The organism is Streptomyces sp. NPDC002886 (assembly GCF_042888445.1).
GTDB lineage: Bacteria > Actinomycetota > Actinomycetes > Streptomycetales > Streptomycetaceae > Streptomyces.
Genome location: NZ_JBIAPV010000003.1, coordinates 783,019 through 809,889 on the forward strand (window position 1 = coordinate 783,019; position 26,871 = coordinate 809,889).

At 71.8% G+C, this 26,871-nt stretch carries 28 protein-coding genes; 16 read left to right on the forward strand and 12 right to left on the reverse strand.

Annotation, left to right across the window (positions count from 1 at the left end):
* Positions 1-8: 8 nt before the first annotated feature.
* The 3 genes from ACFYYB_RS15830 to ACFYYB_RS15840 all read right to left on the reverse strand — a co-directional run bounded on the left by ACFYYB_RS15830 (position 9) and on the right by ACFYYB_RS15840 (position 1,826).
* On the reverse strand, positions 9-503 hold the full coding sequence (locus tag ACFYYB_RS15830; RefSeq protein ID WP_389435798.1) for a lamin tail domain-containing protein: 495 nt from the start codon (positions 501-503) through the stop codon (positions 9-11).
* 139 nt (positions 504-642) lie between these two features.
* Positions 643-1,056, reverse strand: a complete 414-nt coding sequence (locus ACFYYB_RS15835; protein WP_389435799.1) for a RidA family protein — start codon at positions 1,054-1,056, stop codon at positions 643-645.
* Positions 1,053-1,826 carry an IclR family transcriptional regulator gene (locus ACFYYB_RS15840; protein ID WP_389435800.1) on the reverse strand — a complete coding sequence of 258 codons (774 nt, stop codon included), beginning with the start codon at positions 1,824-1,826 and terminating at the stop codon, positions 1,053-1,055. The genes ACFYYB_RS15835 and ACFYYB_RS15840 overlap by 4 nt, the downstream gene beginning before the upstream one ends.
* Before the next feature lie 197 nt (positions 1,827-2,023).
* On the opposite strand from ACFYYB_RS15840, the gene ACFYYB_RS15845 reads away from it, so the two are divergent.
* The 7 genes from ACFYYB_RS15845 (at position 2,024) to ACFYYB_RS15875 (ending at position 9,468) form a co-directional block, all read left to right on the forward strand.
* The gene (locus ACFYYB_RS15845) at positions 2,024-3,301 is read left to right on the forward strand and encodes an amino acid deaminase (protein WP_389435801.1); all 1,278 of its coding nucleotides are present in this window, start codon (positions 2,024-2,026) and stop codon (positions 3,299-3,301) included.
* Between the two features lie 4 nt (positions 3,302-3,305).
* Entirely contained in the window at positions 3,306-4,892 is a 1,587-nt protein-coding gene (locus ACFYYB_RS15850) for an amidohydrolase family protein (RefSeq protein ID WP_389435802.1), read from the forward strand.
* 79 nt (positions 4,893-4,971) lie between these two features.
* Complete coding sequence (locus ACFYYB_RS15855; protein WP_389435803.1) at positions 4,972-6,159, forward strand: RNA-guided endonuclease InsQ/TnpB family protein; 1,188 nt, start codon at positions 4,972-4,974, stop codon at positions 6,157-6,159.
* 82 nt (positions 6,160-6,241) lie between these two features.
* A complete protein-coding gene (locus ACFYYB_RS15860) occupies positions 6,242-7,255 on the forward strand; it encodes a YdcF family protein (protein WP_389436215.1) in 1,014 nt (337 codons plus the stop codon).
* Positions 7,256-7,323: 68 nt separating this feature from the next.
* Positions 7,324-7,509: a hypothetical protein gene (locus ACFYYB_RS15865; RefSeq protein ID WP_389435804.1), complete on the forward strand. Its 186-nt coding sequence runs from the start codon at positions 7,324-7,326 to the stop codon at positions 7,507-7,509.
* A gap of 125 nt (positions 7,510-7,634) precedes the next feature.
* On the forward strand, positions 7,635-8,165 hold the full coding sequence (locus ACFYYB_RS15870; RefSeq protein WP_389435805.1) for a nitroreductase/quinone reductase family protein: 531 nt from the start codon (positions 7,635-7,637) through the stop codon (positions 8,163-8,165).
* A 52-nt stretch (positions 8,166-8,217) separates the two neighbouring features.
* The gene (locus ACFYYB_RS15875; RefSeq protein WP_389435806.1) at positions 8,218-9,468 is read left to right on the forward strand and encodes an MFS transporter; all 1,251 of its coding nucleotides are present in this window, start codon (positions 8,218-8,220) and stop codon (positions 9,466-9,468) included.
* 9 nt (positions 9,469-9,477) lie between these two features.
* On the opposite strand, the gene ACFYYB_RS15880 is transcribed toward ACFYYB_RS15875, so the two are convergent.
* Positions 9,478-10,161: a TetR/AcrR family transcriptional regulator gene (locus ACFYYB_RS15880; protein WP_389435807.1), complete on the reverse strand. Its 684-nt coding sequence runs from the start codon at positions 10,159-10,161 to the stop codon at positions 9,478-9,480.
* Between the two features lie 130 nt (positions 10,162-10,291).
* On the opposite strand from ACFYYB_RS15880, the gene ACFYYB_RS15885 reads away from it, so the two are divergent.
* Entirely contained in the window at positions 10,292-10,981 is a 690-nt protein-coding gene (locus ACFYYB_RS15885; RefSeq protein WP_389435808.1) for a DUF4386 domain-containing protein, read from the forward strand.
* Here the strand turns inward: ACFYYB_RS15885 and ACFYYB_RS15890 are convergent.
* The 3 genes from ACFYYB_RS15890 to ACFYYB_RS15900 all read right to left on the reverse strand — a co-directional run bounded on the left by ACFYYB_RS15890 (position 10,978) and on the right by ACFYYB_RS15900 (position 13,358).
* Positions 10,978-12,225 carry an NAD(P)/FAD-dependent oxidoreductase gene (locus tag ACFYYB_RS15890; protein ID WP_389435809.1) on the reverse strand — a complete coding sequence of 416 codons (1,248 nt, stop codon included), beginning with the start codon at positions 12,223-12,225 and terminating at the stop codon, positions 10,978-10,980. The two genes, ACFYYB_RS15885 and ACFYYB_RS15890, sit on opposite strands and share 4 nt — an antisense overlap.
* Before the next feature lie 97 nt (positions 12,226-12,322).
* A complete protein-coding gene (locus tag ACFYYB_RS15895) occupies positions 12,323-12,808 on the reverse strand; it encodes a hypothetical protein (protein WP_389435810.1) in 486 nt (161 codons plus the stop codon).
* 73 nt (positions 12,809-12,881) lie between these two features.
* Positions 12,882-13,358 carry a macro domain-containing protein gene (locus ACFYYB_RS15900; RefSeq protein ID WP_389435811.1) on the reverse strand — a complete coding sequence of 159 codons (477 nt, stop codon included), beginning with the start codon at positions 13,356-13,358 and terminating at the stop codon, positions 12,882-12,884.
* Between the two features lie 311 nt (positions 13,359-13,669).
* Here ACFYYB_RS15900 and ACFYYB_RS15905 point away from each other — a divergent pair, with 311 nt between their 5' ends.
* Together ACFYYB_RS15905 and ACFYYB_RS15910 are read left to right on the forward strand one after the other, a co-directional pair.
* Positions 13,670-14,881, forward strand: coding sequence for a PTS transporter subunit EIIC (locus ACFYYB_RS15905; RefSeq protein ID WP_389436216.1), 1,212 nt, complete (start codon positions 13,670-13,672; stop codon positions 14,879-14,881).
* A 2-nt stretch (positions 14,882-14,883) separates the two neighbouring features.
* Positions 14,884-15,135 (forward strand): DeoR family transcriptional regulator, encoded by a 252-nt coding sequence (locus tag ACFYYB_RS15910; protein ID WP_389435812.1) that lies wholly within the window; start codon positions 14,884-14,886, stop codon positions 15,133-15,135.
* A 121-nt stretch (positions 15,136-15,256) separates the two neighbouring features.
* Here the strand turns inward: ACFYYB_RS15910 and ACFYYB_RS15915 are convergent, their stop codons facing one another.
* The gene (locus ACFYYB_RS15915; RefSeq protein ID WP_389435813.1) at positions 15,257-15,682 is read right to left on the reverse strand and encodes a hypothetical protein; all 426 of its coding nucleotides are present in this window, start codon (positions 15,680-15,682) and stop codon (positions 15,257-15,259) included.
* Between the two features lie 259 nt (positions 15,683-15,941).
* Here ACFYYB_RS15915 and ACFYYB_RS15920 point away from each other — a divergent pair, with 259 nt between their 5' ends.
* Positions 15,942-17,153: a pyridoxal phosphate-dependent aminotransferase gene (locus ACFYYB_RS15920; RefSeq protein ID WP_266880808.1), complete on the forward strand. Its 1,212-nt coding sequence runs from the start codon at positions 15,942-15,944 to the stop codon at positions 17,151-17,153.
* Between the two features lie 70 nt (positions 17,154-17,223).
* On the opposite strand, the gene ACFYYB_RS15925 is transcribed toward ACFYYB_RS15920, so the two are convergent.
* Both ACFYYB_RS15925 and ACFYYB_RS15930 read right to left on the reverse strand, forming a co-directional pair.
* Complete coding sequence (locus tag ACFYYB_RS15925; protein ID WP_389435814.1) at positions 17,224-17,880, reverse strand: biliverdin-producing heme oxygenase; 657 nt, start codon at positions 17,878-17,880, stop codon at positions 17,224-17,226.
* Positions 17,877-18,983: a polyprenyl synthetase family protein gene (locus ACFYYB_RS15930; RefSeq protein WP_389435815.1), complete on the reverse strand. Its 1,107-nt coding sequence runs from the start codon at positions 18,981-18,983 to the stop codon at positions 17,877-17,879. The genes ACFYYB_RS15925 and ACFYYB_RS15930 overlap by 4 nt, the downstream gene beginning before the upstream one ends.
* 254 nt (positions 18,984-19,237) lie before the next feature.
* On the opposite strand from ACFYYB_RS15930, the gene ACFYYB_RS15935 reads away from it, so the two are divergent.
* The gene (locus ACFYYB_RS15935; RefSeq protein WP_389435816.1) at positions 19,238-19,636 is read left to right on the forward strand and encodes a hypothetical protein; all 399 of its coding nucleotides are present in this window, start codon (positions 19,238-19,240) and stop codon (positions 19,634-19,636) included.
* Positions 19,637-19,744: 108 nt separating this feature from the next.
* On the opposite strand, the gene ACFYYB_RS15940 is transcribed toward ACFYYB_RS15935, so the two are convergent.
* Positions 19,745-20,260 (reverse strand): hypothetical protein, encoded by a 516-nt coding sequence (locus ACFYYB_RS15940; RefSeq protein ID WP_389435817.1) that lies wholly within the window; start codon positions 20,258-20,260, stop codon positions 19,745-19,747.
* Positions 20,261-20,403: 143 nt separating this feature from the next.
* On the opposite strand from ACFYYB_RS15940, the gene ACFYYB_RS15945 reads away from it, so the two are divergent.
* The 4 genes from ACFYYB_RS15945 to ACFYYB_RS15960 are packed head-to-tail and all read left to right on the forward strand — an operon-like array spanning position 20,404 to position 24,933.
* Positions 20,404-21,483 (forward strand): hypothetical protein, encoded by a 1,080-nt coding sequence (locus ACFYYB_RS15945; RefSeq protein ID WP_389435818.1) that lies wholly within the window; start codon positions 20,404-20,406, stop codon positions 21,481-21,483.
* Positions 21,484-21,498: 15 nt separating this feature from the next.
* Complete coding sequence (locus ACFYYB_RS15950) at positions 21,499-22,701, forward strand: toxic anion resistance protein (protein WP_389435819.1); 1,203 nt, start codon at positions 21,499-21,501, stop codon at positions 22,699-22,701.
* Complete coding sequence (locus ACFYYB_RS15955; RefSeq protein ID WP_389435820.1) at positions 22,698-24,326, forward strand: substrate-binding domain-containing protein; 1,629 nt, start codon at positions 22,698-22,700, stop codon at positions 24,324-24,326. Before ACFYYB_RS15950 ends, ACFYYB_RS15955 begins: the two co-directional genes overlap by 4 nt.
* Positions 24,313-24,933: a hypothetical protein gene (locus ACFYYB_RS15960; RefSeq protein WP_389435821.1), complete on the forward strand. Its 621-nt coding sequence runs from the start codon at positions 24,313-24,315 to the stop codon at positions 24,931-24,933. The genes ACFYYB_RS15955 and ACFYYB_RS15960 overlap by 14 nt, the downstream gene beginning before the upstream one ends.
* Before the next feature lie 84 nt (positions 24,934-25,017).
* Here the strand turns inward: ACFYYB_RS15960 and ACFYYB_RS15965 are convergent, their stop codons facing one another.
* Positions 25,018-26,868, reverse strand: a complete 1,851-nt coding sequence (locus ACFYYB_RS15965; protein ID WP_389435822.1) for a phosphoenolpyruvate carboxykinase (GTP) — start codon at positions 26,866-26,868, stop codon at positions 25,018-25,020.
* Positions 26,869-26,871: the final 3 nt, after the last annotated feature.

Consider the following 26,871-nt stretch of genomic DNA (forward strand, 5'->3'; position numbering starts at 1 on the left):
CGCGCCCGTCAGCCGTGGAAGGTGACGTACCCGTTGCCGTCGCGGTCGGAGCCGCTCTTCGTGTAGGCGTGGGAGTCCGCGCCCTGGCCGGACGGGGTCTTCAGGTAGACCGTGTCCCGGTCGTTGTTCCAGATGAAGTTGCAGCTGCCGCGGTAGGCCACGTTGGACGCGTCGGACTCGGTGCCCTTGCCCCCGCGGAGCTTCACGAAGTCACCGGGCTGCAGGTAGTGGTTGTTCGTGAAGGTGTAGCTGTTGCCGGTGGCGTCCCTGACGACGTAGCCCTTGAGGTTGACCGTCACCGAGGCGGAGTAGTTCTTGATCGTCAGGTACTCGTCACGGGTGTTGCCCGTGGAGCAGCTGTTGGAGTCCGCGCCGGGGGCGTCGTACTGGACTCCGCGGATCTTCAGGGCCGAGCCGGATTCGGTGGCCTGGGCCGGGGTGACGGCGAGGACGGCCAGGGCGCCGGCGGCGGCGGCCGCGGCTATGACGGAGCGCTTGCGCAAGAGAGTTCCCCCCACATTGTGTGTATAAAGCGCGCTCAAGATACACAGAATGTGGAAGGTTCTCGCCGTTATGCGCACAACGTGAGACGTACGCCCCGGTACGCCAACTCCCCTGCCCGGTAAGGCCGGGGACCGGGGATCAGGCGTCGAGCACCGCGAGGGCGTCGATCTCGATCAGCAGGTCGCCGGGGAGGCCCACGTACACCGTGGTGCGGGCGGAGGGGGCCGCCTTCAGGTTCTGCTCCTCGAAGTAGGCGTTGTAGATCTCGTTCATCTCCGCGAAGTGCGTGGTGTCCGTGAGGTAGACGCGCAGCATCATCACGTCGTCCCAGGTGGCGCCGCCCGCCTCCAGTACGGAGCGGACGTTCTCCAGCGTCTGGAGGGTCTGCTCGCGCAGGGTGGGGCCGGCCGGCGTGGGCTCCTGGCCGTCCACGTGCGGGAGGAAGCCGACCTGGCCGGCGACCTGGAGGATGTTGCCCTTGCGGACGCCGTGCGAGAACTTCGCGGGCGGGTCGGTGTGGGTGGCGGGGGTGATCGCGATCTTGTCGGTCATGGCCTGTCTTCTTCCTGTTCCTGTACGGGGCCCGAGCCTGAGTACTCGCGGCCGATGGCGTCGGCGGTCTGCCGTACGAGCGGGAGGAGTTCGAGCAGCCCCACGACGGAGAGGACCACGCCGGGGGCGGAGACGGACATCGCGGCGACCACACGGCCGTCGGGTCCGCGGACGGGGGCGGCGAGGCAGTTCAGGGACTCCTCGTGGCCGCCGATGTCGGTGGCCCACCCCTGGGCGCGCACGAGGTCGAGCTCGCGCAGGTACGCGTCGGCGTCGGGGGTGGAGCGGGGGGTGTAGGCCGGGTACTCGATGCGCGCGGCCAGGGCCCGGCGCTCCGCCTCCGGCAGGTCGGCGATGAGCAGCTTCGCGACGGCGGCGACGGTGAGGGGGACGGGGCGGCCGATGCGCGAGTACATCCGGACCGCGTAGCGGCTGTCGACCTTGTCCACGTAGACGACCTCGTCGTCCTGGTGAAGGGCGAGGTGCACGGTGTGCCCGGTGGTCCGGTTCAGTTCCAGCAGGTGGGGGTGGGCGATCTCGCGCACGTCGAGGTTCTCGATGGACTCCGAGGCCAGCGCGAAGAGGGCGGCCCCGAGCCGGTAGCGCCCGTCGCCCTGCCGGTAGACGAAGCCGTGTTCCTGGAGGGTCCGCAGCAGCCGCAGGGCCGTGCTCTTGTGCACGTCGAGCACCTCGGCGACCTCGCCGAGGCCAGCCGGGCCCTTGGCCAGGGCAGGCAGGATCCGGAGCGCCCGCTCCACCGACTGGCTCACGCCGTGCACCTCCGTACGGAACCGGGACCGGACCCGGGACCGGGACTCGGACCAGGACTCGGACCGGGACCGGGACCCCGACCGGGACTCGGACCCGTTGACCCGTCGTCACCCGGGATGTTAGACAGCATGCAGCGACACACGCAACGACTGTTGCACTGTACGCAACAACCGCCATGCCCGGGAGGCCCACACACATGCCCAGCGACCCCGTCCAGGCCCTCGCCCAGGAGCCGGTGGACCACCGGTTCAAGGGACTCCCCCCGGACGCCGGGCAGGCGGGCCTCACCGTCGGCGAGCTGACCGCCGAGCGGCGCAGCCTCTACACCGGCGGGTTCACGACGCCCGTGCTCACCCTCGACGCGGAGGCGCTGAGCCACAACCTCGCCGCCCTCGGCACGTACGCCGAGCGCCACGGCCTGGCCTTCGCCCCGCACGGCAAGACCTGCATGGCCCCGCAGCTGTTCCACCGTCAGCTGGAGCACGGCGCCTGGGGCATCACCGCCGCCGTCCCCCACCAGGCCCGCGTCTACCGGGCGTTCGGGATCCAGCGGATCTTCCTCGCCAACGAACTCGTCGACGCCGCCGCCCTGCGCTGGGTGGCCGACGAGCTCGCCGCGGACCCCGACTTCCGCTTCGTCTGCTACGTGGACTCCGTGCGCGGGGTCCAGCTCATGGACCGGGCCCTGACCGGCCGGTCGCGGCGGGTCGACGTGGTCGTCGAGCTCGGCGCCGGGGAGGGCGCCCGTACGGGGGCCCGCAGCGACGAGGACTGCCGGGCCGTCGCCGACGCCGTGGCGGGCACGGACACCCTGCGCCTGGTCGGCATCGCCGGGTACGAGGCGGAGGTGCCCGGGGCCGACCCGGACTCCGTGCACGCCTACCTGCGCCGGCTCACCGGCCTGGCGGCCGAGTTCGACAAGGCGGGCCGGTTCGAGGGGGTGGAGGAGATCGTCGTCAGCGCGGGCGGCTCCGCCTGGTTCGACGCCGTCGCCGACGTGTTCGCCGAGATCCCGGAGCTCTCGCGGCCGGTCCTGAAGCTGCTGCGCTCGGGGGCGTACGTCTCCCACGACCACGGCTGGTACACCCGCCTGACCCCCTTCAACCGGGTCCCCGAGGAGGGCGGTCTGCGCCCCGCCTTCCGGCTCTGGACGCAGGTGGTCTCCCGCCCCTCCCCCACCCAGGCCTTCGTCAACGCCGGCAAGCGGGACATCGCCTACGACCTGGGGCTGCCCGAGGCGGAACTCGTGCGCGACCCCCTCACCGGCGCCGAGCGCCCGGCGACCGGGATCCGCGTGCTCAAGCTCTCCGACCAGCACGCCTGGCTGGAAACCGACTCCGCCGAGGACGTGCGGGTCGGCGACTGGGTGGCGCTGGGGATGTCCCACCCGTGCACGATCTTCGAGAAGTGGCCGCTGATCCCGGTGGTGGAGGCCGACGGCACGGTCACGGAGTACGTCCGGACGTTCTTCTAAGCCCGTGGACCTGGTCATCCGCGGGGCCCGCGTCGTCGACGGCACGGGCGGGCCCTCCCACATCGCCGACGTCGCCGTCCACGAGGGCCGGATCGCCGCGGTGGGCGGCCGGATCGCGGGCGGCGGGCGGCGCACGCTCGACGCACGCGGTCTCGTCCTGGCCCCCGGCTTCATCGACATGCACGCCCACAGCGACCTCGCCCTGCTGCGCGATCCGGACCACGGCTCGAAGGCCGCGCAGGGCGTGACCCTCGAAGTCCTCGGCCAGGACGGCCTGTCCTACGCCCCCGTCGACGACCGCACGCTGGGCGAGGTGCGGGCCGCCATCGCCGGCTGGAACGGCACGGGCGAGGACATCGACTTCGACTGGCGCACGGTCGGCGGCTACCTGGACCGGCTCGACCGGGCCCACGGCGGGCAGGGCATCGCCGTCAACGCCGCCTACCTGGTCCCCCAGGGCACCGTCCGCGCGCACGTCGTCGGCTGGGGCGACCGCCCCGCCACCCCCGCGGAGCTCGACCGGATGCGGACCCTGGTCGCCGAGGGGCTCGCGCAGGGCGCCGTGGGGATGTCCTCCGGGCTCACCTACACCCCGGGCATGTACGCGTCCGGCGCCGAACTGACGGAGCTGTGCCGGGTGGTGGCCCGGTACGGCGGCTACTACTGCCCGCACCACCGCTCGTACGGCCGCGGCGCCCTGGCCGCATACGCCGAGATGGTCGAGCTGACCCGCGAGGCCAGCTGCGCCCTGCACCTGGCGCACGCCACGATGAACTTCGGGGAGAACGAGGGCCGGGCGGACGAGCTGCTCGCCCTGCTCGACGGGGCGCTGGCCGGCGGCGCCGACATCACCCTCGACAGCTACCCGTACACCCCCGGCTGCACCACCCTGGTCGCCCTGCTGCCCAGTTGGGCGAACGAGGGCGGACCCGAGGCGGTCCTCGCCCGGCTGCGGGACGACGCCGAGGCCGAGCGGATCCGGTACGCGCTGGAGGTGGAGGGCGCCGACGGCTGCCACGGGGTCCCGGTCGACTGGTCGACGATCGAGATCGCCGGAACCACGGACCCGGCCCACGGGGCGTACGTCGGCACGCGCGTCCCCGACTGGGAGACGGCCCGGGCGCTGCTGCTGGGCGACCGGCTCGGGCCGAGCATCCTCCAGCACGTCGGGCACGAGGAGAACGTACGGGCGATCATGCGCCACCCGGTCCACACGGGCGGCTCGGACGGCATCCTCCAGGGCGCGAAACCGCATCCGCGGGCCTACGGCACCTTCCCGCACTACCTCGGGCACTACGTGCGCGAGCTGGGCGTCCTCTCCCTGGAGGAGTGCGTCGCCCACCTCTCCGGCCGCCCCGCCGCCCGGCTGCGGCTGCCGGACCGGGGACTGGTGCGCGTCGGACACCGGGCGGACCTCGTCCTCTTCGATCCGCTGACGGTCGCGGCCGGATCGACGTACGAGCAGCCGCGCGCGCTGCCGGCCGGGATCCCGCACGTCCTGATCGACGGGCGTTTCGTCGTACGGGACGGCCGCAGGACCGACGTCCTCGCCGGGCGGGCCGTCCGCCGGACCCCGCACGGCGGCCGCTGATCGGCCGCCGGCCATCCCCCGACCGGCCATATTTCACCGGACTTCTCCCAGGAGACCCCGGCCTTCAGGCCGGGGAGAAATGGGTCCTTGGGGCCGCGTGTCGTCCACTGCGCTCGCCGCCTTGATGGCGGAGTGGGATCGATGCCGGTGGATCTGGAACGAGTGCTGCGCGAAGTCGAAGCAGACGCACCTGTGGAACAAGCGTCGGCCCGAGGGCGTGGACAAGCGGACGTGTGGTCCGGGGCAGCTCGACAGGATGCTGACCGAGGGCCGCAAGACGAACACCTGGCTCCGTGAGGGCTCCAGCGTTCCGCAGCAGCAGTTGATCCGGGATTTCGGGAAGTCCCGGGCCAAGGCGCAGAAGGACGTCAAGGATCGGTTACCGGTGCGGCAGCGGGCCGGGATGCCGAAGTGGAAGAAGAAGCGGGAAGCGCTGCCGTCCCTGAACTACACCAAGCGCGGCTTCCGGATCAAAGACGGGAGGCTACACCTGGCCGGCGGCATCGCCCTGACGGTGGTGTGGTCGCGGAATCTTCCTGACGACCCGTCCAGCGTGCGCGTCTACCAGGACAGTACGGGAGCCTGGTACGCCTCCTTCGTCGTCCCCGCCGAGACCCAGCCGCTGCCGGAGACGGGCCGTGTGGTCGGTATCGACTGGGGCGTGCGCGAAACCGCGACCACGACATCCGACGCGCACGACCTTCCCCATGCCCAGCACGGGAAGAAGGCCGCCGCTGGCTTGGTCCGGTATCAGCGGATGATGGCCCGGCGCAAGCCGGCAAAGGGCAAGACCGGATCGAAGGGATACCAGCGGGCGAAGAAGTACGTCGCGAAGCTGCACAAGAAGGTGGCCCGGCAACGCCAGGACACCGGCAGAAAGTGGGCAAAGCGCGTGGTCCGCGACCACGACGCCCTGGCGGTGGAGGACTTCAAGCCGAAGTTCCTCGCCAAGTCCACCATGGCCCGCAAGGCGGCCGACGCGGCGATCGGCGCCACCAAGACGGCCCTGGTCGAGATGGGCCGCAAGCACGGCCGGGCCGTACACCTTGTCCATCCCGCGCACACCACGATGGACTGTGCGCAGTGCGGAGCGAGAACCAAGCACGCACTACCTCTCTCAGAACGAACATATGCCTGCACCGTGTGCGGAGCCGTGTCCCCCAGGGACAAGAACTCCGCACGCCTGATGCTGGTCCGGGCTGGTCTCAACCCGGCTGGTGCTGATCGCGGAAGACCAGACCAGGCGCTGCCTGGCCTGGCAGCGTGAGCCAGAAATCCCCGATCAACCCTGGAGGGTAAGGAAGCCCCTCCCTTCAGGGAGGGGAGGATTCAAACTTACGATGAGCCGCATGTACGCCTTCGTACCCGCTGCTCTCTTCCTCGTCCTCTTCGGCGTGAGCCTCCGGGAGGACCGCCGGCGCTTCCGCAACGCGGTCTACCTGGGCCTCACTTTCATCTTCACCTCGGTCGGACTGCTCTTCCAGGTCGGTCACCTGCCGCCCGGACTGGCGGAGGCCGTGATCCTGGCGGTCTTCGTGGTCCCCACGGTCGGCACGCTCGCGCTCGGCGTCTTCCTCATCAGCAACGGCCTGACGATGGTCCGCAAGGAGGGCCGGAGCCCGGGCAACCTGCTGTCCTTCGCGGCGGGCGTGGCGATCTTCCTCCTCATCGCCTTCGTCTTCGTCGCGGCCGACACCGGACCGCCCGCCCTGGACGCGGTGGTGGCCGGGGTGGTCCTCCTCGTCGCGTACGTCTCCTTCCTCTTCCTCTGTTTCCTCGCCTACGCCTACCTCTACGGGCGGATCAAGGTGCGCGGGGACGTGGACTACGTGGTGATGCTCGGATCCGGCCTGATCGGCGGCGACCGGGTCCCGCCCCTGCTGGCCTCGCGGCTGCGCAAGGGGCAGGCGATCCACGACGCCCAGATCGCGCGGGGCGGACGGGTGCCGCTGATGCTCGCCTCGGGCGGCAAGGGGACGGACGAGAAGGTCGCGGAGGCGCGGGCGATGGCCGACTGGCTGATGGCCGAGGGCGGGATACCGCAGGAGCACCTGCGGCTGGAGGACCGTTCCCGCACGACGGAGGAGAACCTCCAGTTCAGCCGGACGATCATGGAGGCGGAGGACCCCTCCTACCGCTGCGTGGTGGTCACCAACAACTTCCACGCCTTCCGCGCCGCGATGATGGCCCGCAAGGCCGGGGTCAACGGCCAGGTACTGGGCTCGCCGACGGCGAGGTATTTCTGGCCGAGCGCGACGATCCGCGAGTTCGTGGCGGTGTTCTGGGAGCACCGGATCGCCAACCTCAGCATCTGCGGCGCCATCGTCGCCCTGACGGCGGCACTGGCGCTGGGCGTCGCCTGAGGCGCCGAGGTGCGTTCATGGGGGCCGGGCCGGAGGATGGGGCCAGGGGGACACAGCAGGAGGTAGCCATGGACAGTGAATCGGACAAGCAGCCCCAGCGCCCCGCCCACCTCTACACCGGGTCGGAGCACCCGTTCGACCCTGAGGACCTCGTCATGGCACGCGGCCAGGACCCGACCCCGGAGCGGGTCGAGAAGGCACGCAAGCTGATCGAGAAGGAGGGCGCGAGGGCGCTCGAACGCTACCTCCCGTAGGTGGGCGCGGAGCGGGGCGGACCGGAGTTCCGGTCCGCCCCGAGGTGCGAACGGGCCGGTGCGCATCCAGAATCGATGGATGCTCGTTAGGCGCCCCGGGGGGCCGATTCCTAAGGACGACGACGATGCCGATGCCCACGACGCAGACGACCGGCACGACCTCCCGCGCACGCGAGCACGCACCCGCGCACCCCGACGCCGGCGCCGAGGCCCCGGTGTCCGTCGACTGGGACCGCCCGGCCGACCCGCCGGCCGGACAGGTCTCCTCGCACGTGCGCGCGTACGTGGACAGCTCCGGCGCCGACGGACACCTGTGGCACGGGGTCCCGACGCTCCTGCTGACCACCCTCGACCGGCTCTCCGGGAGGCCCGTCCGCACCCCGCTGATCTACGCGCGGGACGACGGCCGCCACATCGTCCTGGCCACCGCGGCCGACGGCACGCCCGGGGTCCCCTCCTGGTACCGCAACCTCGCCGCCCACCCCGAGGTCCGCGTCCAGGTCGGCGCCCTGACCGCGCAGGCCCGCGCGCGCACGGCGACCCCGGCGGAGCGGGAGACGTACTGGGAGGCGCTGACCGCCCTGTGGCCCGCCTACGAGGACCACCAGTCGGCTGCCGCACCCCGCGAGATCCCCCTGGTCATCATCGAGCGCTGACCCGCCGACGGGTGTGATCGGCGGAGCATGATCAAATCTCCGGATGCTCCGGATGATCACGCGCCCCGACACGGGCCCCCACGGCACCGCCCGCCTCTGGGCGGCGAGCGCGCTGTCCTCGGCCTCGACGTGGGTCATGCAGATCAGCCTGTTCATCCAGGTGCTGCGTGATTCCTCGCCCGCCGCACTGGCGGCCGTGGAACTCATCGGGACCGTACCCGCGCTGGCGTTCATGATGGTGGCCGGCGCCCTCGCGGACCGGTTCGACGTGCGGCGCCTGGCCGTCGGCTCGATGGTCGCGCAGGCCGTCTGCGTCCTCGGCATGGCGCTCTTCCTCGACCACGGGATCTGGATCACCGCCGCGTTCTACGGGCTCCAGGGCCTCGGCAACACCCTCTGGCCGCCGGCCCGCCAGCAGTGGCTGTACGGGGTGGTGGCACCGGAGTCGCGGCCCGCCGCCAACGCCCGGCTGGGGTCCGTCTCGGGAACCATGACCGTCGTCGGCGCCTCCCTCGGGGGTGCGCTGGCCGGCTGGAGTCCCGCCGGGGCGATGGCCGTCGCGTGCGCGCTGCAAGTGCTGGCCGCCGTACCGCTGCTGGCGCAGGCCCGGCGGCCGATGCCGTACGCGGAGCCGGGGGCGTCGACCCGGGAGCCCCTCCGCAAGGAGCTGACCGCGGGACTGCGGGTGCTGCGCGATCTGCCGCTGGCGCGCTCCGTCGTGTGGATCGGGATCGCCTGGGGCTGCATCGGCGGGGCGTACGACGTCCTGCTCGCCGCCTACGCCACCGGCCGACTGGGCGGTGGCGGCGCGGTGCTGGGCGCGCTGTACGTGACGGACGGGATCGCCGTCATCATCGGCACGGTCCTGGCCGCCCGGATCGCGGTCCGCCGCCACCTGGCGGCGTACACCGCGGCCTACGTCTTCCAGGGTCTGGCCTGGGCGGCCTTCTTCCTCGCGGGGCATCCGGCCCCGGCCCTGGTGCTGCTGGGCCTGATGCGGCTGGCCGGCGGCGTCATCATCGCCCTGGACACCACCGTCCTGCTGGCCACCGTCCCCGCGGCCGTGCGCGGGCGGGTCTCCAGCCTCCACATGACCACGTACGGCGCGATGGCCCGCGTCTCCCTGGCCCTCTTCGGCGTGCTCCTCACCGTCTGCGACATCCGCACCATCGGGGTCTGCACCGGCGCCGCCTCGGTGGTCCTCGGCGCCCTCTGGTGGCTGCGCCGGGACCGCGAGGCCCAGCGCGCCTACCCGGCGGCGGTGACCGCGCACCAACCGGTCACCGCTGCCGCTACCGCCTAGCGGGTCGGCCTACGGCGCGGAGGTCCAGCCCCGGCGGCGGAGGTTCTCGAAGCCGTCCAGGAGCAGGTCCAGGGCGAACTCGAACTCGAACTGGTCGTCGCAGCCCCCGCCGACGGTGGAGCCGTCGTCGTGGGCGGCGGTCGCGGCCAGTTCCGCGATGTGCGGGAAGCGCGCCGCCAGTGCCGGGTCCGGTGGGCCGGAGGGCCCCGAGGTGTCGAACAGCTCCTGGCTGAATCCGAGCAGGCGGCTGCCCATCGCGTGCATGACGTGGTGCGTGAGGTCGGCGGAGAGCCCGCCGGCCCGGAAGAGCCCGGCCATGGAGTCCACGTACGCCAGCAGCACCGGGGTGGGGCCGGTCCGCGATTCGATGACCCGGGCCGCCCAGGGGTGGCGGAGCAGTACCCGGCGGGCCGAGAGGATCCGCCCGCGGACCACGGGCCGCCAGTCGGGGCCCGCGGCCGGCGGGTCGATCTCGCCGACGACGGCGTCGGCCATGCCGTCGAGCAGCTCCTCCTTGTTGGCCACGTGCTTGTAGAGGGCCATCGGTACGACGTCCAGCTCCTGGGCGAGCCGGCGCATGCTGAGCGCGTCGATGCCGGTGGTGTCGGCGAGCGCGACGGCCGCACGCAGGACCCGGTCCCTGTTCAGGGGGATTCGCCCCGTGTCCTTGCCCTTGGCTTCCTGCCGGGTCATTGCGGTGGGCTCCTTCCCTGGCTCCGACGGTCCTCGACGGCACCCTCACCTTGACGAGTGTACGGCGTACACCTATGGTCGCAGCAAGGTGTACGGCGTACACCTCCATCAAGCGAGGGGTACCGCGAACATGAGTCCCGACCGGAGAACCGCGGTGGCCGCCGGGTCGCTGTTCCTGTTGACCGAGGTGGCCGCGATAGCCGGGGCGGCGCTGTACCGGCCCCTGCTGGGCGCGGCGGACGGCCGCCTCGCGGAGGGCGCCGATACGCGGGCCCTGCTCGGGGCGCTCTGCGAGGTGGTGCTGGTGGTGGCGGTGGCCGGCACCGGGGCGGCGCTGTTCCCCGTCCTGCGCCGCCGCGGCGAGGGACTCGCGCTCGGTTACGCCTTCGGGCGGCTCCTGGAGGCGGCCGTCATCGCCGGCGGGATCGTCGCCGTCCTGGCACTGGTCACCCTGCGGCGGGACGCGGGGGCGGCGGACGGCGCCGATGCCGCGCTGGTGGCCCTGCACGAGTGGACGTTCCTGCTCGGCCCCAACATCGCCCTCGGCCTGAACACCGTCCTGCTCGCGTACGTGGCCTACCGCGCCCGGCTCGTGCCCCGATTCATCGCCGTGCTCGGCCTGATCGGCGGCCCGCTGATCTGCGCCTCGGCCGTGGCCGTGATGTTCGGCGCCTACGACCAGCTCTCCCCGGCGGGAGCGGCGGCCGCCCTCCCGGTCTTCGCCTGGGAACTGTCACTGGCCGGATGGCTGATCGCCAAGGGCTTCGACCCCGGAACCGGCGCGGGCGCGACGGATCCGCTCGACCACCCATCGGCTTAGGCCGTCCCCAGATCCGCCAGCACCTCGCGCGCCGTGCGCGTCCCGGACGCCATGGCGCCCTGGACGGAGCCGGTGGCCCGGTGGTCCCCGCAGACGTAGACGCCCGCGGCGGTCCGGCCGGTGCGGCTGAGCGGCCAGGGGGGAACCATCGCGGGCAGCGCGTCGGTGACGGTGGTCGTCCCCACCGTTTCCCAGGCCTCGGTGCCGACGGCGTAGACCTCCGCGAGGACCTCGCGGAGCCCGGCCTCGCGACCCGGCGCGTCGGCGCCGAGCACGGAGGTGGACACCAGGGCCCGCCCGCCGTCTCCGTAGGTGGGGGCGACGTCCGTCAGCACGCACGTGTTGAGGAAGCGCCGCCGCTGGTCCAGCAGCAGCGTGGGCTCGCCGAGGGGCGAGCGGGCGGCCGCGTGGTGGTACGTGGTGACCGTACGGGTCGCCACCGCGGGGAGCACGGGGATCAGCGCGCTCGCCGCCGACGGAGCCGTGGCGACGACCACGGCGGCCGCGTCGAGCGCGGATCCGTCGGCGAGGACGACGCCCGACGCGGTGACGGAGGACACCGGCGTGCCCAGTGCCACGCACCCCGGCGGCAGCCCCTCGGCCAGCTGCCGGGGCACGGCACCGATGCCGTCGGCCGGCAGGGTGAGGGTGCCCCTGAGCATGCTGCGCCAGGTCAGGTGGAACATGCGGCTGGAGGTTTCCAGCCCGTCCTCCAGGAAGACGCCGGCCAGGAACGGCCGCAGCAGGCCCTCGACCAGGGAGTCGGGAACGTGCCTGCGGGCCAGCTCCGCGCGCGTCGTGCGCTCGGGCAGGCGTTTGAGGACCGCGGCGGGCGCCACCGCGTCGAACGCGCTCAAGGCGCCCAGGGCCGCCAGCGCGCGGGCGCCCGGGCCGTGCCCACCGGTCAGGAGACCGGCGGCGTCGGCGGGCCGCCGTGTGGGATCGGCCAGCCGGATCCGACCGCTTCCGGTGTGGATCAAGAAGCCCGGCGTGAAGGGGCGCAGCCGCAGGGGACGCACCGCGATGCGCCGCCTGACCTGCGGATACGAGGTGTTGAAGACCTGGAACCCGCGGTCCAGGAGGAATCCGTCGCGGCGATCGGTGCGCATCCTGCCGCCCACCGCGTCGCTCGCCTCCAGGACCCTGACGCGCCGCCCCGACCGGACCAGGTCAAGCGCGCACGTCAGACCGGCGAGCCCGGCTCCGACCACGATCACGGGCTTGTCCTCGTCCGAGCCGCTCATGAAGGCCTCCGCATCGGTGTGGGGTGTCCTCCCCACCCCCACTTCCGGCCTCACGGCCCCCGAGGATGCACGGCGGGCCCCGGGCCTCCTCCCCGCCCTACTGCTCCTCGGCGGCCCGGCCCTCTCCGGCCATGAACCGCCAGACCAGGGCGTGGCCCAGCACGATCAGGCCGATCAGCATCAGCGCCTCGGCCTGGATGGGGCGCAGCCCTGCCGGGTCGGCGAGTTCGGGGAAGGCACCGACGACGGCGATCAGGACGTAGAGCAGGGTGGCGGCGGCCTGCTGCCAGGTCAGGAAGCGGTCACCGCGCGCCCGGGCCAGCAGCCGCAGGGTGGACGCGCAGCCGATCACCGCGAGGACGACGAAGGCCGCGCGCCACACCTGCGGCTGCTCCGTGCCGCCGACCTGGGCGAACAGGCCCATCAGGGCGGGGAGCAGGAAGGACAGGTAGATCCCGCCGACGACGCGCCGCTGGGCCGGGTCGCGCATCCAGTCGTGGTGGCTCTGGACGACGTTCCACCACAGGCCCACCAGGGTGAAGCAGGTGGCGGAGAAGAGGGCGTAGAAGGTGCTCACATCCATGGACGACGAGCGTGGCACCCTTCGCGCCCCTCGCCGCCGCCCCACGCCCACGACCCCCCGGTATGGACCAGGCCTAGCCGAAGTCGTAGACCGTGACCGGTATCCCCTTCGCGGACAGGCCCTCGCGGATCAGCGGCTCCACGCGTGACCACTTGCCGCCCGCGAGGCCGCAGCCGATGCGGGGCATGTGGACGGAGGCGCCCAGTTCGGCGGCGTGGACCGCCAGGTGGGCGAGGCATCGCTCGACCGCCTCGTAGCGGATCGGCGGGCCGCCGCTGCCGGTGCGCAGGCCGCGCTGGCCGATCATGTTCGCGACCCAGGTGTCCGGGCGGACCTGGACCAACTGCACCGCGCCGAGCGCGAAGTCGTTCCCGCTGCGGCCCCGGTGCCAGGCCCGGTACGCCGCCTCCGGCTCGCTCCAGCGCTTCGAGAGCGCGAGGACGAAGCCCTTCCCCCAGCCCCCGAGGTCGTTGCAGACGTGGGCGATGATCTTCGGCCCCCCGGCCTGCGGACTGCTCGCGTCCCCCCGGACGATCGTCGGCTCGTGCATGCCGACCCCCTTTCCACTCCCCTGCCCGCAAGGTACCCGGACCCTCTGACATCGCCGGAAGGCACGAGCCTCGGGGGGCTTCCGACCTCAGCCTCCGGGTCGTAGGTCCACAGTCCTTCCGGTCACAGGTTTATGCCGTTTTAACCGTGTTACAACTGGAACATCGCGCTGCAAATAGCGCATTTTCCTTAGCTGTTGCCCAGCCCACACAAGCGCTGCCTGCCTTGGCAACACACCCCGTTTCCGCTGGAGGAAGCACCGTGAGTACAGCCGAGCAGACGGCCCCGTCTGCCAAGAAGAACTCCGCCGCGATGGCGGTCATGCAGCGCCTCGGCCGCAGCCTCATGCTGCCGATCGCCGTGCTGCCGGCCGCCGCCCTGCTGATGCGCTTCGGCCAGGGCGACATGCTGGGCAGCGAGTCGCTGCCCAGCTGGTGCAACGAGATAGCCAAGTACATGGCCGCCGGCGGCGGGGCCATCTTCGACAACCTGGCGCTGCTCTTCGCCGTGGGCATCGCGGTGGGCTACGCGAAGAAGGCCGACGGCTCCACCGGCCTCGCGGCCGTCGCGGGCTACCTGGTCTTCTCGAAGGTGCTCGGCACCTTCACCGACGGCAACGTGCCGAAGATCGAGGCCGTCATCGACCACAAGGTCGCCCTGGTCGAGGCACCCGTCAACGCCGGCGTCCTCGGCGGTGTCGTCATGGGCATCGTCGTCGCCCTGCTGTACCAGAAGTTCTACCGGACCAAGCTGCCGGACTGGGCGGGCTTCTTCGGTGGCCGCCGCCTCGTCCCGATCCTGTCCTCCCTCGCGGGTCTGGTCATCGGCATCGTCTTCGGTCTGATCTGGCCGGTCCTCGGCAAGGGCATCCACGGCTTCGGCGAGTGGCTGGTCAACTCCGGCGCCGTCGGTGCGGGCATCTTCGGTGTCGCCAACCGTGCACTGATCCCGGTCGGCATGCACCACCTGCTGAACTCCTTCCCGTGGTTCCAGGCGGGCGAGTTCGACGGCAAGCACGGTGACATCGCCCGCTTCCTCGCCGGCGACCCGAGCGCCGGACAGTTCATGACCGGCTTCTTCCCGATCATGATGTTCGCCCTCCCGGCCGCCTGCCTCGCCATCACCCACTGCGCGCGCCCCGAGCGCCGCAAGGTCGTCGGCGGCATGATGTTCTCCCTCGCGCTCACCGCCTTCGTCACGGGCATCACCGAGCCGATCGAGTTCACCTTCATGTTCATCGCCCCGGTGCTCTACGCGATCCACGCGGTCCTGACCGGTGTGTCCATGGCGCTGACCTGGTCACTCGGAATGAAGGACGGCTTCGGCTTCTCGGCCGGCGCGATCGACTTCTTCCTCAACCTCGGCATCGCGTCCAACCCGTGGGGTCTGGCCGGCATCGGACTCTGCTTCGCGGCGCTGTACTACTTCATCTTCCGCTTCGCGATCACCAAGTGGAACCTGCCGACCCCGGGCCGCGAGTCCGACGAGGAGCTCGCCGAGATCCTCAAGGCCGAGGCGAAGTAATCGTGCCCTCGGCGCAGCGCACCCCCGGACGGGGACTGCCTTGCGAGGAGCGGCGCGAGCTGATCGCGGGCGAGGTACGGGCCAAGGGCCGCGTACGGGTCGGTGATCTCGTACGGGATCTGGGCGTCAGCCGGATGACCATCCACCGGGACCTCCAGCACCTGGACGCCCAGGGCCGGGTGCGACGGATCCGCTCCGGGGCAACCACGATGTCCCCGACGGACCCGACCGACCCGGCTGCCGGCACCACCTGAGTTCCACCCCGAAGGCAGGGGCGGGGCACCACTGACCGACCAGTGGCGCCCCGCCCCTTTTCGCGTACGACCGTCCCCGCTTTCGCTTCGACCGCCCCCGCGCCCCTCGGGCCCGCGCCGCTCAGGCCCGCTCCGCTGCCAGCAGCCCGCGCCAGCGGGGGCGTTCCGCGATCAGGCAGGCCACCGCCAGGGCCGTCACCGGAGCCGCCGCCCACGCGGGCCAGGCCGCCCAGGACGCCGCCACGGCCACCACGAGCTGGAGCAGCACCAGCGCGATCGTCACCCCGCCCGGTACCGCGACGATCACCTGGGCCTTGTCCCCCGGGGTCGAGAACACCGTGGGCAGCCCGATCAGCAGCACCACGCTCGCCACCGCCGCCGTCACCGACCAGCCGGCCAGGGCCCACGGAGCCGCCACCCAGGCGCACAGCTCCGTCGCGAAGCGCAGCACCGAGGGGAGGTCCGCCTTCGGCCCGGGCACCGCCCGCGCCCCCGGTCCGCCCGGTCCGCCCGCGCCGCCCGCCCTCGCATCGCCCATCTCCCGCATGTCCCGCTCCCCTTGATCACCGCCGCGCGCCGCCGACACCTTCGGGCCGACAGGGTGACGAGCGCAACACCATTCCGGCCCCCTCCGCCGGGCCCACCCATTCCGCAGGCCGGAGCGGGGCGGCGGCCCCGGTTTCCAAGGGCTCGCGGCGCCCGTACCGAAGCTTTGCGCGAAAGGGGACATATCGGTCCGCGATGCACCCCTCCACTCCGGGTCGAATAGCGGAGCGCGCCCGCACCCGGACCCGTAAGCTCCCGTCATGCAGGTGATCCAGTCAACGAAACTCGCCAATGTCTGCTACGAGATCCGCGGCCCCGTGCTCGAAGAGGCGATGCGGCTCGAAGCAGCAGGTCATCGCATCCTCAAGCTCAACACCGGCAACCCCGCGGCCTTCGGCTTCGAGTGCCCGCCGGAGATCCTTGAGGACATGCTCCGCAACCTGGGCAACGCCCACGGCTACGGGGACGCGAAGGGCCTGCTCTCGGCGCGCCGTGCGGTCATGCAGCACTACCAGACCAAGGGCATCGAGCTGGACGTCGAGGACGTCTACATCGGCAACGGGGTCTCCGAGCTGATCCAGATGTCCATGCAGGCGCTGCTCGACGACGGCGACGAGGTGCTCGTCCCCGCGCCGGACTACCCGCTGTGGACCGCCTCCGTCAGCCTGGCCGGCGGCACCGCCGTGCACTACCGCTGCGACGAGCAGTCCGACTGGATGCCGGACCTCGCCGACATCGAGCGCAAGGTCACCGACCGCACCCGCGCGATCGTGATCATCAACCCGAACAACCCGACCGGCGCCGTCTACGACGACGAGATGCTGCGCGGGCTCACCGACATCGCCCGCCGGCACAACCTGATCGTCTGCTCGGACGAGATCTACGACCGGATCCTCTACGACGGCGCCACGCACACGAACACCGCCGCCATCGCACCGGACCTGCTGACGCTCACCTTCAACGGGCTCTCCAAGAACTACCGCGTCGCCGGCTACCGGTCGGGCTGGATGGCGGTGTGCGGGCCCAAGAAGCACGCCTCGTCGTACATCGAGGGCCTGACGATCCTGGCGAACATGCGGCTCTGCGCCAACATGCCCTCCCAGCACGCCATCGCCACCGCCCTCGGCGGACGGCAGTCGATCAACGACCTGGTACTGCCCGGCGGGCGGATCCTGGAGCAGCGCGACACCGCGTACGACCTGCTGACGCAGATCCCCGGCATCACCTGCGTGAAGCCCAAGGGCGCGCTCTACCTGTTCCCGAAGCTGGACCCGTCCGTCTACAAGATCAAGGACGACCGGCAGATGGTCCTCGACCTGCTGCGCGAGGAAAAGATCATGGTCGTGCACGGTACGGGCTTCAACTGGCCCGAGCCCGACCACTTCCGGATCGTGACCCTGCCCAACGCGAAGGACCTCGCCGACGCGGTCACCCGGATCGGCAACTTCCTCGACGGGTACAGCCAGCCGTAGGACGGACCCGGCTCGACGGCCCCCGCACGCGACCCCGTACCCACGGGCCGCGCGCGGGGGCCGCGCCGTTCTACGCGGCGTTCTGCGCGGCGGCCGCGCCGAGGCCGGTGGACAGGGCCGCGGAGATCGCGGCGATGTGGTGGTAGGCCCGGCCGGCCGCGGTGACCACGCCGTCCTGCTCCGCCCGCCCGGGCAGCGCCTCGTCCAGGCGCGCCGTGAAGCGGGCCCAGCGCTCGCGGTCGCCACTGGCGTAGTACGCCACGCCGTCCGTGTCCCGCAGCCCGTACGCCTCGGCGACGTACCGGCGCAGGATCATGCCGCCCATCGTGGAGCCCTCCAGTACGTAGAGGAACCCGAGCAGGGCCAGGGGGTCCGAGGCCGCTGCGGCGCGGACCTCCCGCGCGAAGGCGACCGCCGGCGCTCCGGCGCGGGACCCGGGGAACACCCCGTCCTCGGCGAAGTGCATCAGGTCGCGGTCTATGCAGGGGATCTTGACCAGGTCCGCCGACCACACCGAGGTCACGCACGGCGCGCCGGCGCGGGACAGTTCGCCCTCCAGGGCGTCCAGGACCGTCCGGTAGGCGGCGAGCTGGTCGACGTACCGGTCGAGCGGGAGCGTCCCGGCGAGCATCGCGGCGGAGAAGGGCGTGCCCTCCAGCTCCGCGTGCCGGCCGCGGGTGCTCGCCCGGATGCGCTCGACCACCGTGCGGCTGTCCGTGGGGTTCATGCGCCTTCACCCTTCACGAGCGTCGCGTGCAGCCGGTCGATGAGGTGGCCCTTGCGTTCGATCGTCACGTCGAAGTAGCGCGCGCTCCGCTCGGAACGGCACACACCGCGCACCGCCTCCATCGCCGAGCGCTTCAGCTCCACCGCCTGGGACGCGAGGCGCAGGAGCGTGGGCCGCAGGTCCGGGTGTCCGAGCACGAACTCCTTCAGCCGCGCCCCCACGAGCTGCTCCGGCCCCGGCCCGCCGGCGGGAGCGGTGTCGAGCAGTTCGAGGAAGACGCGGTTGCTCAGCTGGCCGTAGTCCTCGTGGGTGCCCCGGCCGCCGTACTCGGGTACGAAGTCGGTCAGGTCGTTGAACAGCTGGCTGGCCAGTCCGAGGTCGCGCATCGCCCCGTCCAGGACCCGCCGCTCGTCCTCCACGACGCCCAGGGCCGCCACGGCCGCGTCCAGCGGCATCCGGAACAGCGTGCCCGTCTTGAGCGCGGCCACCGACTCCCAGAAGGCCACCCGCTCGGCGAGGGGCGCGGCCAGCAGTTCCGCGCGCGTGAGCTCGGTCCGCGTGGAGACGTCGACGGCCTGGCCCGTGAAGCCCCGGCCGACCGACCGCAGCAGGCTCCGCACCACGGCGGGCTCGGCCGCGTGCTCCAGCGCCGCGGTGATCAGCAGGGAGCCGGTGTTGAGGGCGAGCGGGACACCGTGGGTGACGTGGAGGGCGGCCTCGCCGTAGCGGACGCCGCTCCCGTCCTGGATGTCGTCGAGGGCGACCGCGGCCTTCAGCAGCACGCGCACCGCCACCGCCGCGCGGCGGACCGCGGCCAGGTCCGCGGCGGAAGCCTCATCGCCTGCCGCGTCGGGGAAGCCCCGGTAGTTGCGGTAGGCCCAGAACACCATCGAGGGCCGCAACGGGGCCCGGTCCGCGGGCGCTCCCGCGGCCGGGGCCAGGGCCGCCTGGCCCACCTTCGAGCCGACGGCGTCGGCGACCGGCGCGTACAGGGAACGCCCCAGCGCCGCCGCGTAGACCGATCGCGGCGCGGCCGGGGTGAGCAAGGAGGCCAGGAAGGCCGCCAGGTCGTCCTCCAGGAGCGCCGCATCGCTCCGCACCACAGCCTCTACACCCGATATGTCCGACACCCTCGACACGCCCGACACATCCCCGGCCACAGCCATTGCGCCCACCCCGAATATCAATACCGTCAACCTGCACGCACTTCCGCACATACGTGCACCGAAAGTAGAAGGTTGAACGTTACTCCCGGGGACGACAAGGCGCATTCAAGCCGACACGCAAGACCAAGATTCAGCTCAACTTTAGAACCAATCCAATGTAGGATGGTCTCCTGACCACGCAGGAGGCACCCATGTACGAGCCGATTCGCACCAAGGCGGTCGACCCCCGCATAGGCGTCCACCGCGGCGAGTACCCCCGCAGCAGCCGCGCCGAAGCCCTGGACATCCAGCTCGCCGGGCATCTCGCCGCGCTGCTCGCCGTGACCGACGAGCTCGGCCTCGACGAGGCCGCCGCCGTCCTCGCCGCCCAGGTCACCCGCCTGCGCGGGGCCGAGCCCGCCCGCGCGACCCTGCGCCCCGGCCAGGAGCCCGACGCCGGGGCCGCCGCCGCGCTGCACCAGCGTGCCCACGACCTCGCCGCCCGCGCCCTGCTCGTCGCCGCCTCGCGCGCCGACACCACGGTCGCGATCCTCGCCGCCGAGCGCATGGACGCGCACGCCGCCGCGCTCGACCTCGTCGGCGCCCACTGACGGCCCCGGTCCGGGGCCGCGGAGGCTCCGGACCGGGCGCCACACCCTGCGGGGCTTGTCCCCCACCCGCCCTTCCACCGTTCCCCGGGCTCCGCCCGGAGCCGGTCCTCAACCGCCGGACGGGCCGAAGCGCGCTCCGGGCGGGCTGGAGAATCCGGCCTCACCGGCGTTCGACGCGCGGGAGCCGGGGCGGAGCCCCACGGAACGGGCGGAGACAGGGTCCGGGGCGAACTCCGCCGCGGCGATGCCGCACCAGGGGATCGTGGCCGGGGGCCAGACCGGGCCCACCGCCTCGGCTCGCTCCGTCGCGGCCGGGCCGACACCCGGGACCTTCACCAGCACCTGCGGGCCCCGGGCGGCCGGGGGTGGCTCACGGAACTCCACCGTGACCACGTAAGCCCCTTGCGCCGGGAAGCCGTTGACCGCCTCGACCGAGGCCACCACGCGCCGACTCGACGGGTCGATCCGGCAGCCGGTGATCCGTACGTCCTCCCGCGCGGCCCCCGCCGGCCGCGCGGCGGGAGCACTGCCCGCCCACACGTACAGCCCCAGCGGGGCGAAGACCAGCAGTCCCGCCACGAACACCAGGGCGACCAGCCAGCCCTGCCACTTCAACGCGCTCACGCCCATGGCACGATCCTCCCGGGCGCCCGCCCCGGTCACCAGCACTCACGGGCCCACACAGCATTTCGAAGTGGGACCGCCTCGTCACCCGGCGTTCACTCAACCCATCGCGGAATGTGGGTTTCCGCGAGCACTCTGCACCCGTGAGACGCATCCTAGGAATCGCCCTGGCGGTCCTCCTGGTGGGCGGCGTGATCGCCGTCATCGCCATCGGAGGAAAGAAGCCGGAGGGCACGGCAACGAAGACCGTGCGTGGCGTCATCGGTTCGGAGAAGTCCGAGTTCTTCCGCGACCCCGACGTCGTCAAGGCCCTTGCTGACAAGGGCTACACCGTGAAGACCGAGACCTCGGGCTCCTGGGCGATGAACCAACTCGCCCTGAAGGACTTCGATTTCGCCTTCCCCAGCAGCAGTGAACCCAGCGCGGAGATCGAGCAGAAGGCGGGGGTGAAGGGCTCGCAGAACACCAAGCCCTTCTTCTCCCCGCTCGTCGTCATCGCCCGCTCCAACGCGGCCAAGGTGCTCCGCGACCACGGCCTGGCGAAGATGTCCGGCAAGAACTCCGGCACCCTCCTCCTCGGCCCCTTCCTCAAGGCCGCCGGCGAGGCCAAGACCTGGCAGGAACTCCAGGGCGGGACCAGCGCCTACCCGGAGCTGGGCGGCACGGTGTTCATCAAGACCACCGACCCCACCACCTCCAACTCGGGCGCGCTCTTCCTCGCCACCGCCTCGAACGTCGCCAACGGCTCGACCGTCGTCTCCGACGACGCCGGCATCGAGCGGACCGCGCCCCTGATGAAGAAGCTGATCTCCGTCCAGGGCGCCCTGGAACAGAGCACCGACGGCCCCTTCCGCGCCTTCATCAGCGGCAGCGGCGAACCGCTCATCCTCGCCTACGAGGCCCAAGTGGCCAGCCTGCTCCAGCAGAAGCAGGATCCGGGCGACATGGTGGTCCTGTACCCCGACACCACCGTGAACTCCCCGCACACCTTCGTACCGATCAGCGAGAAGGCCACGGAACTCGGCACCCTGCTGGCCACCGACCCGAAGCTGCGCTCGCTCGTGGTCCGCCACGGGTTCCGGCCGACGGAGGGCGTGGCCGAGTTCAACACCGCCGCCGCACCGCACACCGCGTACCTCAAGTCGGAGCTGACCGGCATCCGCCAGGTCAGCGCACCGACCGTCAAGGTCCTGATGGCGCTGGCCGCGCGCGCCAAGGGATAGGGGGATCAGAACACCATGACATTGACACCGCCCGACGGCGGCGCAGACAGCCCGCTCGTCCTCACCGCCCCCGAGCCCGTGGCCCCCGTCAAGCGGGAGCAGGCCTCCGGCCTGGTACCGCTCCAGGACGGGGTGCGCGAGGAGATGGCCCGACGGGCCGGCGAGTACGTCGGCTCGCTGGCCGGCATCGACAGCCGCTCCCCCGAGTTCGCCACCCGCATCGGGGAGATCTCCGGGCTCGGCTCCGCCGACATCCGCGGCGCCGCCCAGCAGTCCAACCGCATGCTGGAGCGGGCCGTACGCTCCCTCGACACGGACGGCGGCGGCGACGCCCAGGCCCGCGTCGCCGGCTCGCTGGTCGAACTGCGCCGCACCGTCGAGGATTTGGACCCCAGCGGCAGCTCGGGCGGCTCCGCCAAGGGAGTGCGCAAGCTGCTCTCCAAGCTGCCCGGCGGCAACAAGTTCCGCGACCACGTGGCCAAGTACGCCTCCTCGCAGACCACCCTCAACCGGATCGTCGGCGCGCTGCGCGGCGGCCAGGACGAGCTGCGCCGCGACAACGCCGCCCTGCACACCGAGCGGGCCCGCCTGTGGGAGACCATGGGCAAGCTCCAGGAGTACGCGGTGCTCACCGAGGCCCTGGACGCGGCCGTCGAACAGCGGATCGCCGGCCAGAGCGACCCGCAACAGGCCGACGCGCTGCGCGTGGACGTGCTGTTCCCCGTACGGCAGAAGCACCAGGACCTGCTGACCCAGCTGGCCGTCTGCGCGCAGGGCTACCTGGCGATGGACGTGGTCCGGCGCAACAACGAAGAGCTGATCAAGGGCGTCGACCGGGCCGCGACCACCACGGTGTCCGCGCTGCGGATCGCCGTGATGCTGGCGCAGGCCCTGAACACCCAGGGCGAGGTCATCAAGCAGATCGACACCCTGCGCGACACCACCGAGGGCCTGATCCGCGGCAACGCGGAGATGCTGTCCACGCAGAGCGGGGAGATCCAGCGGATCGCCGCCGATCCGGCCGTCGGCGCGGAGACGCTGCGGACGGCCTTCGCCCAGATCTACAAGACGCTCGACACCATCGACACCTTCAAGGTGCAGGCCACCGAGAACATGGCCGCCACCGTGGAGTCCCTCACCGGCGAACTCCAGAACGCCTCCGCATACCTCGCGCGCACCCGCACCGCGAGCGCCCTGGAAGGCGGCGACGCCCGATGAACGGCATGAGCATCCGCGGCGCCGTGATGCGCCGACGGCTCGCCGCGGCGGTGGCGCTCGCCGCCACCCTGCTCGGGGCGAGCGCGTGCGCGACGGACGACGACCACCCGAAGCCGAAGCAGACCGCGTACCAGGAGGGCACGCTGCGCGTCCTGGCCTCCAGCGAGCTGTCCGACATGGACGAGGTGCTGAAGGCGGCGAAGGCCGCCACCGGGGTCGGCGTGGAGCTGACCACGTCGGGGACCCTCGACGCGGTCGAGCAGATCGCCTCCGGCAAGGCGGACGGCAGGTACGACGCCATCTGGCTGTCCTCCAACGACTACCTGCGGCTGCGGCCCGAGGCCGCGGACAAGCTGTCGAGCGAGACCCCGGTGATGTCCTCGCCGGTCGCCCTCGGCGTGAAGCCCGAGGCGCTGGCCCGGCTGGGCTGGCAGCCCGGGTCGGTGACCTGGTCGGCGGTCCACGAGGCCGTGGCCGCCGGGAAGCTGACGTACGGGATGACCGACCCGGTGCGCTCCAACTCCGGCTTTTCCGCGCTGATTTCGGTGGCCTCCGGGCTCTCGGGCGCACAGGCGGCGCTGACCGACGCGGACGTGGCGAAGGCGCAGCCGATGCTGAAGGGCTTCTTCGCCGGGCAGAAGCTGACCTCGGGATCCTCGGGCTGGCTGGCCGCGGCGTACACCCAGCGCGGGGACGTGGACGCGCTGGTGAACTACGAGTCGGTGCTGCTGTCCATGAACCGGGACGCGAAGACGAACCTGACGGTGATCCGGCCGGTCGACGGCGTGGTCACGGCCCACTATCCGCTGACCCTGCTGACCTCGGCCCCGGCCGGGGCCCGCGAGTCGGGGCGCGCGCTGACCGAGTACCTGAGCGGCGCCGAGGCGCAGAAGGCGATCACCGAGAAGACCTTCCGGCGGCCCGTCGCGGCCGGGGTCACCCCGGCGGCCGGGCTGGACCCGGACAAGCGGCGCGAGCTCCCCTTCCCGGGCACCCGCTCGGTGGCGGACGGGCTGCTGGCCAGCTACGAGAACGAGCTGCGCCGCCCCTCGCGCACGGTGTACGTGCTGGACACCTCGGGGTCGATGGCCGAGGAGGACCGGATCGGCCGGCTGAAGTCGGCGCTCACCGACCTGACGGGGACGGGGAGTTCGGGGACCGGTGAGCGGTTCCGGGACCGTGAGGAGGTCACGCTGCTGCCCTTCGGCGACAAGGTGAAGAAGGTTCTGACGCACACGGTCGAACCGGGCAACCCCGGAGCGGCGCTGGACGCGATCCGGGGAGACGTGGAGGCACTGCGGCCGGACGGCGGTACGGCCATCTACAGCAGCCTGCAGGCGGCGTACCAGCAGCTCGGCAAGGGGAACGCGGACGCGTTCACCTCGATCGTGCTGATGACGGACGGCGAGAACACCGCGGGCGCCGGGGCCAAGCAGTTCGACGCCTTCTACGCGGGGCTGCCCGAGGGGCAGAAGCACACCCCGGTCTTCGCGGTGCTGTTCGGCGACTCGGACCGCAAGGAGCTCGCCCACATCACCGAACTGACCGGCGGGCGGCTCTTCGACGCCACCGAGGGCAACGGTTCGCTGGACGGAGCCTTCGAGGAGATCCGTGGCTACCAGTAGGCCTCTGCGCACGCGTCTCCTCACCTACGTGGAGTCGAAGAAGAACCTGGCCGGCAGCGCCTGCGGCCTCGTCGGGGTGGGTCTGACGCTCACCGGGGTGGCCGGCACGTACTGGCCGGTGGTGGTCGCCGGGCTGTACGGGGCGGGCGCGCTCGTCGCCCCGCCGGAAGTGCCGGCGCCGCCGGTACCGCCGGAGCCGGCCGAGCAACTGGGCTTCGTACGGGAGGACTTCGCGCGGCTCGAGGAGTACGTCGGCGAGGTGGACCTGCCGGCCGAGCCGGCCGGGGTGCTGGCCGGGCTGCTGGCGCTGTACGCGGCGATGCTGGAGCCGGGCTGGGTGGCGGGGGTCCTGGCCGCCGATCCGGAGGCGGTGCACGCGCTGACCCGGGCCATCCGCACGGACGTGCCGGAGTGCGTGGACACCTACAACCGGACGCGCTGGTGGACCCGGCTCACGGCGGGCGGCGAATCGCCCGAGCGCCACCTGGAGCGGCAGCTGACGCTGCTGCGGGAGGAAGCGGAACGCATGACGGCGGACCTCCGTGAAACGGAGGCCCGCCGTCAGCAGACGCACACGACCTACTTGGAAGGTCGCAGGGAGTCCTGAGTCGGGGAATCCCGCGTCAACCCGTGGCCGGGGACAGCCGGCCGCGGGAGCTCGGTGGGGCGAGGCCCAGGAGGACCGGAGGGATCAGCCGAGGCGCTTGACGAGCGCCTCGTACTGGTCCCACAGCTCCTTCGGCGTGTGGTCGCCGTAGGTGTTCAGGTGGGCGGGGACCAGCGAGGCCTCGTCGCGCCAGACCTCCTTGTCGACCGTGAGCAGGAACTCCAGGTCGGCGGCCGGCAGGTCCAGGCCGTCGGTGTCCAGGGAGGCGACGGTCGGCAGGATGCCGATCGGGGTCTCCACGCCCTCGGCGGTCCCGTCGAGGCGCTCGACGATCCACTTCAGGACGCGGCTGTTCTCGCCGAAGCCGGGCCACACGAACTTGCCCGCGTCGTTCTTGCGGAACCAGTTCACGTAGTAGATCTTCGGGAGCTTGGACTGGTCCTTGTCCTTGGCCACGTCGACCCAGTGACCCATGTAGTCGCCCATGTTGTAGCCGCAGAACGGCAGCATGGCGAAGGGGTCGCGGCGCAGCTCGCCGACCTTGCCCTCGGCGGCGGCGGTCTTCTCGGAGGCGATGTTCGAGCCGATGAAGACGCCGTGGTTCCAGTCGAAGGACTCGGTGACCAGCGGCACGGCGGAGGCGCGGCGGCCGCCGAAGAGGATCGCGGAGATCGGGACGCCCTTGGGGTCCTCCCACTCGGCGGCGATCGTCGGGCACTGGGAGGCCGGGACGGCGAAGCGGGCGTTGGGGTGGGCCGCCGGGGTCTCGGACTCCGGGGTCCAGGCGTTGCCCTTCCAGTCGATCAGGTGCGCGGGCGCCTCTTCGGTCATGCCCTCCCACCAGACGTCGGAGCCGTCCGGGGTGAGCGCGACGTTGGTGAAGACGGTGTTCGCGTACATGGTCTTCATGGCGTTGGCGTTGGTGTGCTCGCCGGTGCCGGGGGCGACGCCGAAGAAGCCGGCCTCGGGGTTGATCGCGTACAGGCGACCGTCCTCGCCGAAGCGCATCCAGGCGATGTCGTCACCGACGGTCTCCACGGTCCAGCCGGGGATGGTCGGCTCGAGCATGGCCAGGTTGGTCTTGCCGCAGGCGGAGGGGAATGCGGCGGCGATGTACTTCGGGGACGCGGACTCACCCTGCGGCGGGGTGAGCTTGAGGATCAGCATGTGCTCGGCGAGCCAGCCCTCGTCGCGGGCCATGACGGACGCGATGCGCAGGGCGTAGCACTTCTTGCCGAGCAGGGCGTTGCCGCCGTAGCCCGAGCCGTAGGACCAGATCTCGCGGGTCTCGGGGAAGTGCGAGATGTACTTGGTGGTGTTGCACGGCCACGGCACGTCGTCCTGGCCCTCGGCGAGCGGAGCGCCGAGGGTGTGGACGGCCTTGACGAAGAACCCGTCGGTGCCGAGCTCGTCGAGGACGGCCTGGCCCATGCGGGTCATGGTGCGCATGGCGACCGCGACGTAGGCGGAGTCGGTGATCTCGACGCCGATGGCGGAGAGCTCCGAGCCGAGGGGGCCCATGCAGAAGGGGACGACGTACATCGTGCGGCCCTTCATGGAGCCGCGGAAGATGCCGCCTTCTTCGCCCTTGCCGGCGAAGAGCTCCTTCATCTCGGAAGGGGCCTTCCAGTGGTTGGTCGGGCCCGCGTCCTCCTCCTTCTCGGAGCAGATGAAGGTCCGGTCCTCGACGCGCGCGACGTCGGAGGGGTCGGAGGCGGCGTAGTACGAGTTCGGGCGCTTGGCCGGGTCCAGCTTCTTGAAGGTGCCCTTGGAGACGAGCTCGTCGCAGAGGGCCTCGTACTCGGCCTCGGAGCCGTCACACCAGACGATGCGGTCAGGCTGGGTGAGGGCGGCGATGCCCTCGACCCAGGAGACCAGCTCCTGGTGCTTGGTGGGGACGTCGGAAGTGGTGCCAGCCGCGATGTCGCGCGCCACGAT

What these genes read in the sequence shown, in the direction of transcription:
- ACFYYB_RS15880 (WP_389435807.1), bottom strand. Translation starts at nt 10,161, where the DNA reads ATGACCCGGCAGGAAGCCAAGGGCAAGGACACGGGGCGAATCCCCCTG.
- ACFYYB_RS15900 (WP_389435811.1), bottom strand. Translation starts at nt 13,358, where the DNA reads ATGCACGAGCCGACGATCGTCCGGGGGGACGCGAGCAGTCCGCAGGCC.
- ACFYYB_RS15865 (WP_389435804.1), top strand. Translation starts at nt 7,324, where the DNA reads ATGGACAGTGAATCGGACAAGCAGCCCCAGCGCCCCGCCCACCTCTAC.
- ACFYYB_RS15835 (WP_389435799.1), bottom strand. Translation starts at nt 1,056, where the DNA reads ATGACCGACAAGATCGCGATCACCCCCGCCACCCACACCGACCCGCCC.
- ACFYYB_RS15950 (WP_389435819.1), top strand. Translation starts at nt 21,499, where the DNA reads ATGACATTGACACCGCCCGACGGCGGCGCAGACAGCCCGCTCGTCCTC.
- ACFYYB_RS15870 (WP_389435805.1), top strand. Translation starts at nt 7,635, where the DNA reads ATGCCGATGCCCACGACGCAGACGACCGGCACGACCTCCCGCGCACGC.
- ACFYYB_RS15915 (WP_389435813.1), bottom strand. Translation starts at nt 15,682, where the DNA reads ATGCGGGAGATGGGCGATGCGAGGGCGGGCGGCGCGGGCGGACCGGGC.
- ACFYYB_RS15935 (WP_389435816.1), top strand. Translation starts at nt 19,238, where the DNA reads ATGTACGAGCCGATTCGCACCAAGGCGGTCGACCCCCGCATAGGCGTC.
- ACFYYB_RS15905 (WP_389436216.1), top strand. Translation starts at nt 13,670, where the DNA reads ATGGCGGTCATGCAGCGCCTCGGCCGCAGCCTCATGCTGCCGATCGCC.
- ACFYYB_RS15925 (WP_389435814.1), bottom strand. Translation starts at nt 17,880, where the DNA reads ATGAACCCCACGGACAGCCGCACGGTGGTCGAGCGCATCCGGGCGAGC.
- ACFYYB_RS15890 (WP_389435809.1), bottom strand. Translation starts at nt 12,225, where the DNA reads ATGAGCGGCTCGGACGAGGACAAGCCCGTGATCGTGGTCGGAGCCGGG.
- ACFYYB_RS15875 (WP_389435806.1), top strand. Translation starts at nt 8,218, where the DNA reads ATGATCACGCGCCCCGACACGGGCCCCCACGGCACCGCCCGCCTCTGG.
- ACFYYB_RS15895 (WP_389435810.1), bottom strand. Translation starts at nt 12,808, where the DNA reads ATGGATGTGAGCACCTTCTACGCCCTCTTCTCCGCCACCTGCTTCACC.
- ACFYYB_RS15855 (WP_389435803.1), top strand. Translation starts at nt 4,972, where the DNA reads ATGGGTCCTTGGGGCCGCGTGTCGTCCACTGCGCTCGCCGCCTTGATG.
- ACFYYB_RS15920 (WP_266880808.1), top strand. Translation starts at nt 15,942, where the DNA reads ATGCAGGTGATCCAGTCAACGAAACTCGCCAATGTCTGCTACGAGATC.
- ACFYYB_RS15860 (WP_389436215.1), top strand. Translation starts at nt 6,242, where the DNA reads ATGTACGCCTTCGTACCCGCTGCTCTCTTCCTCGTCCTCTTCGGCGTG.
- ACFYYB_RS15845 (WP_389435801.1), top strand. Translation starts at nt 2,024, where the DNA reads ATGCCCAGCGACCCCGTCCAGGCCCTCGCCCAGGAGCCGGTGGACCAC.
- ACFYYB_RS15955 (WP_389435820.1), top strand. Translation starts at nt 22,698, where the DNA reads ATGAACGGCATGAGCATCCGCGGCGCCGTGATGCGCCGACGGCTCGCC.
- ACFYYB_RS15885 (WP_389435808.1), top strand. Translation starts at nt 10,292, where the DNA reads ATGAGTCCCGACCGGAGAACCGCGGTGGCCGCCGGGTCGCTGTTCCTG.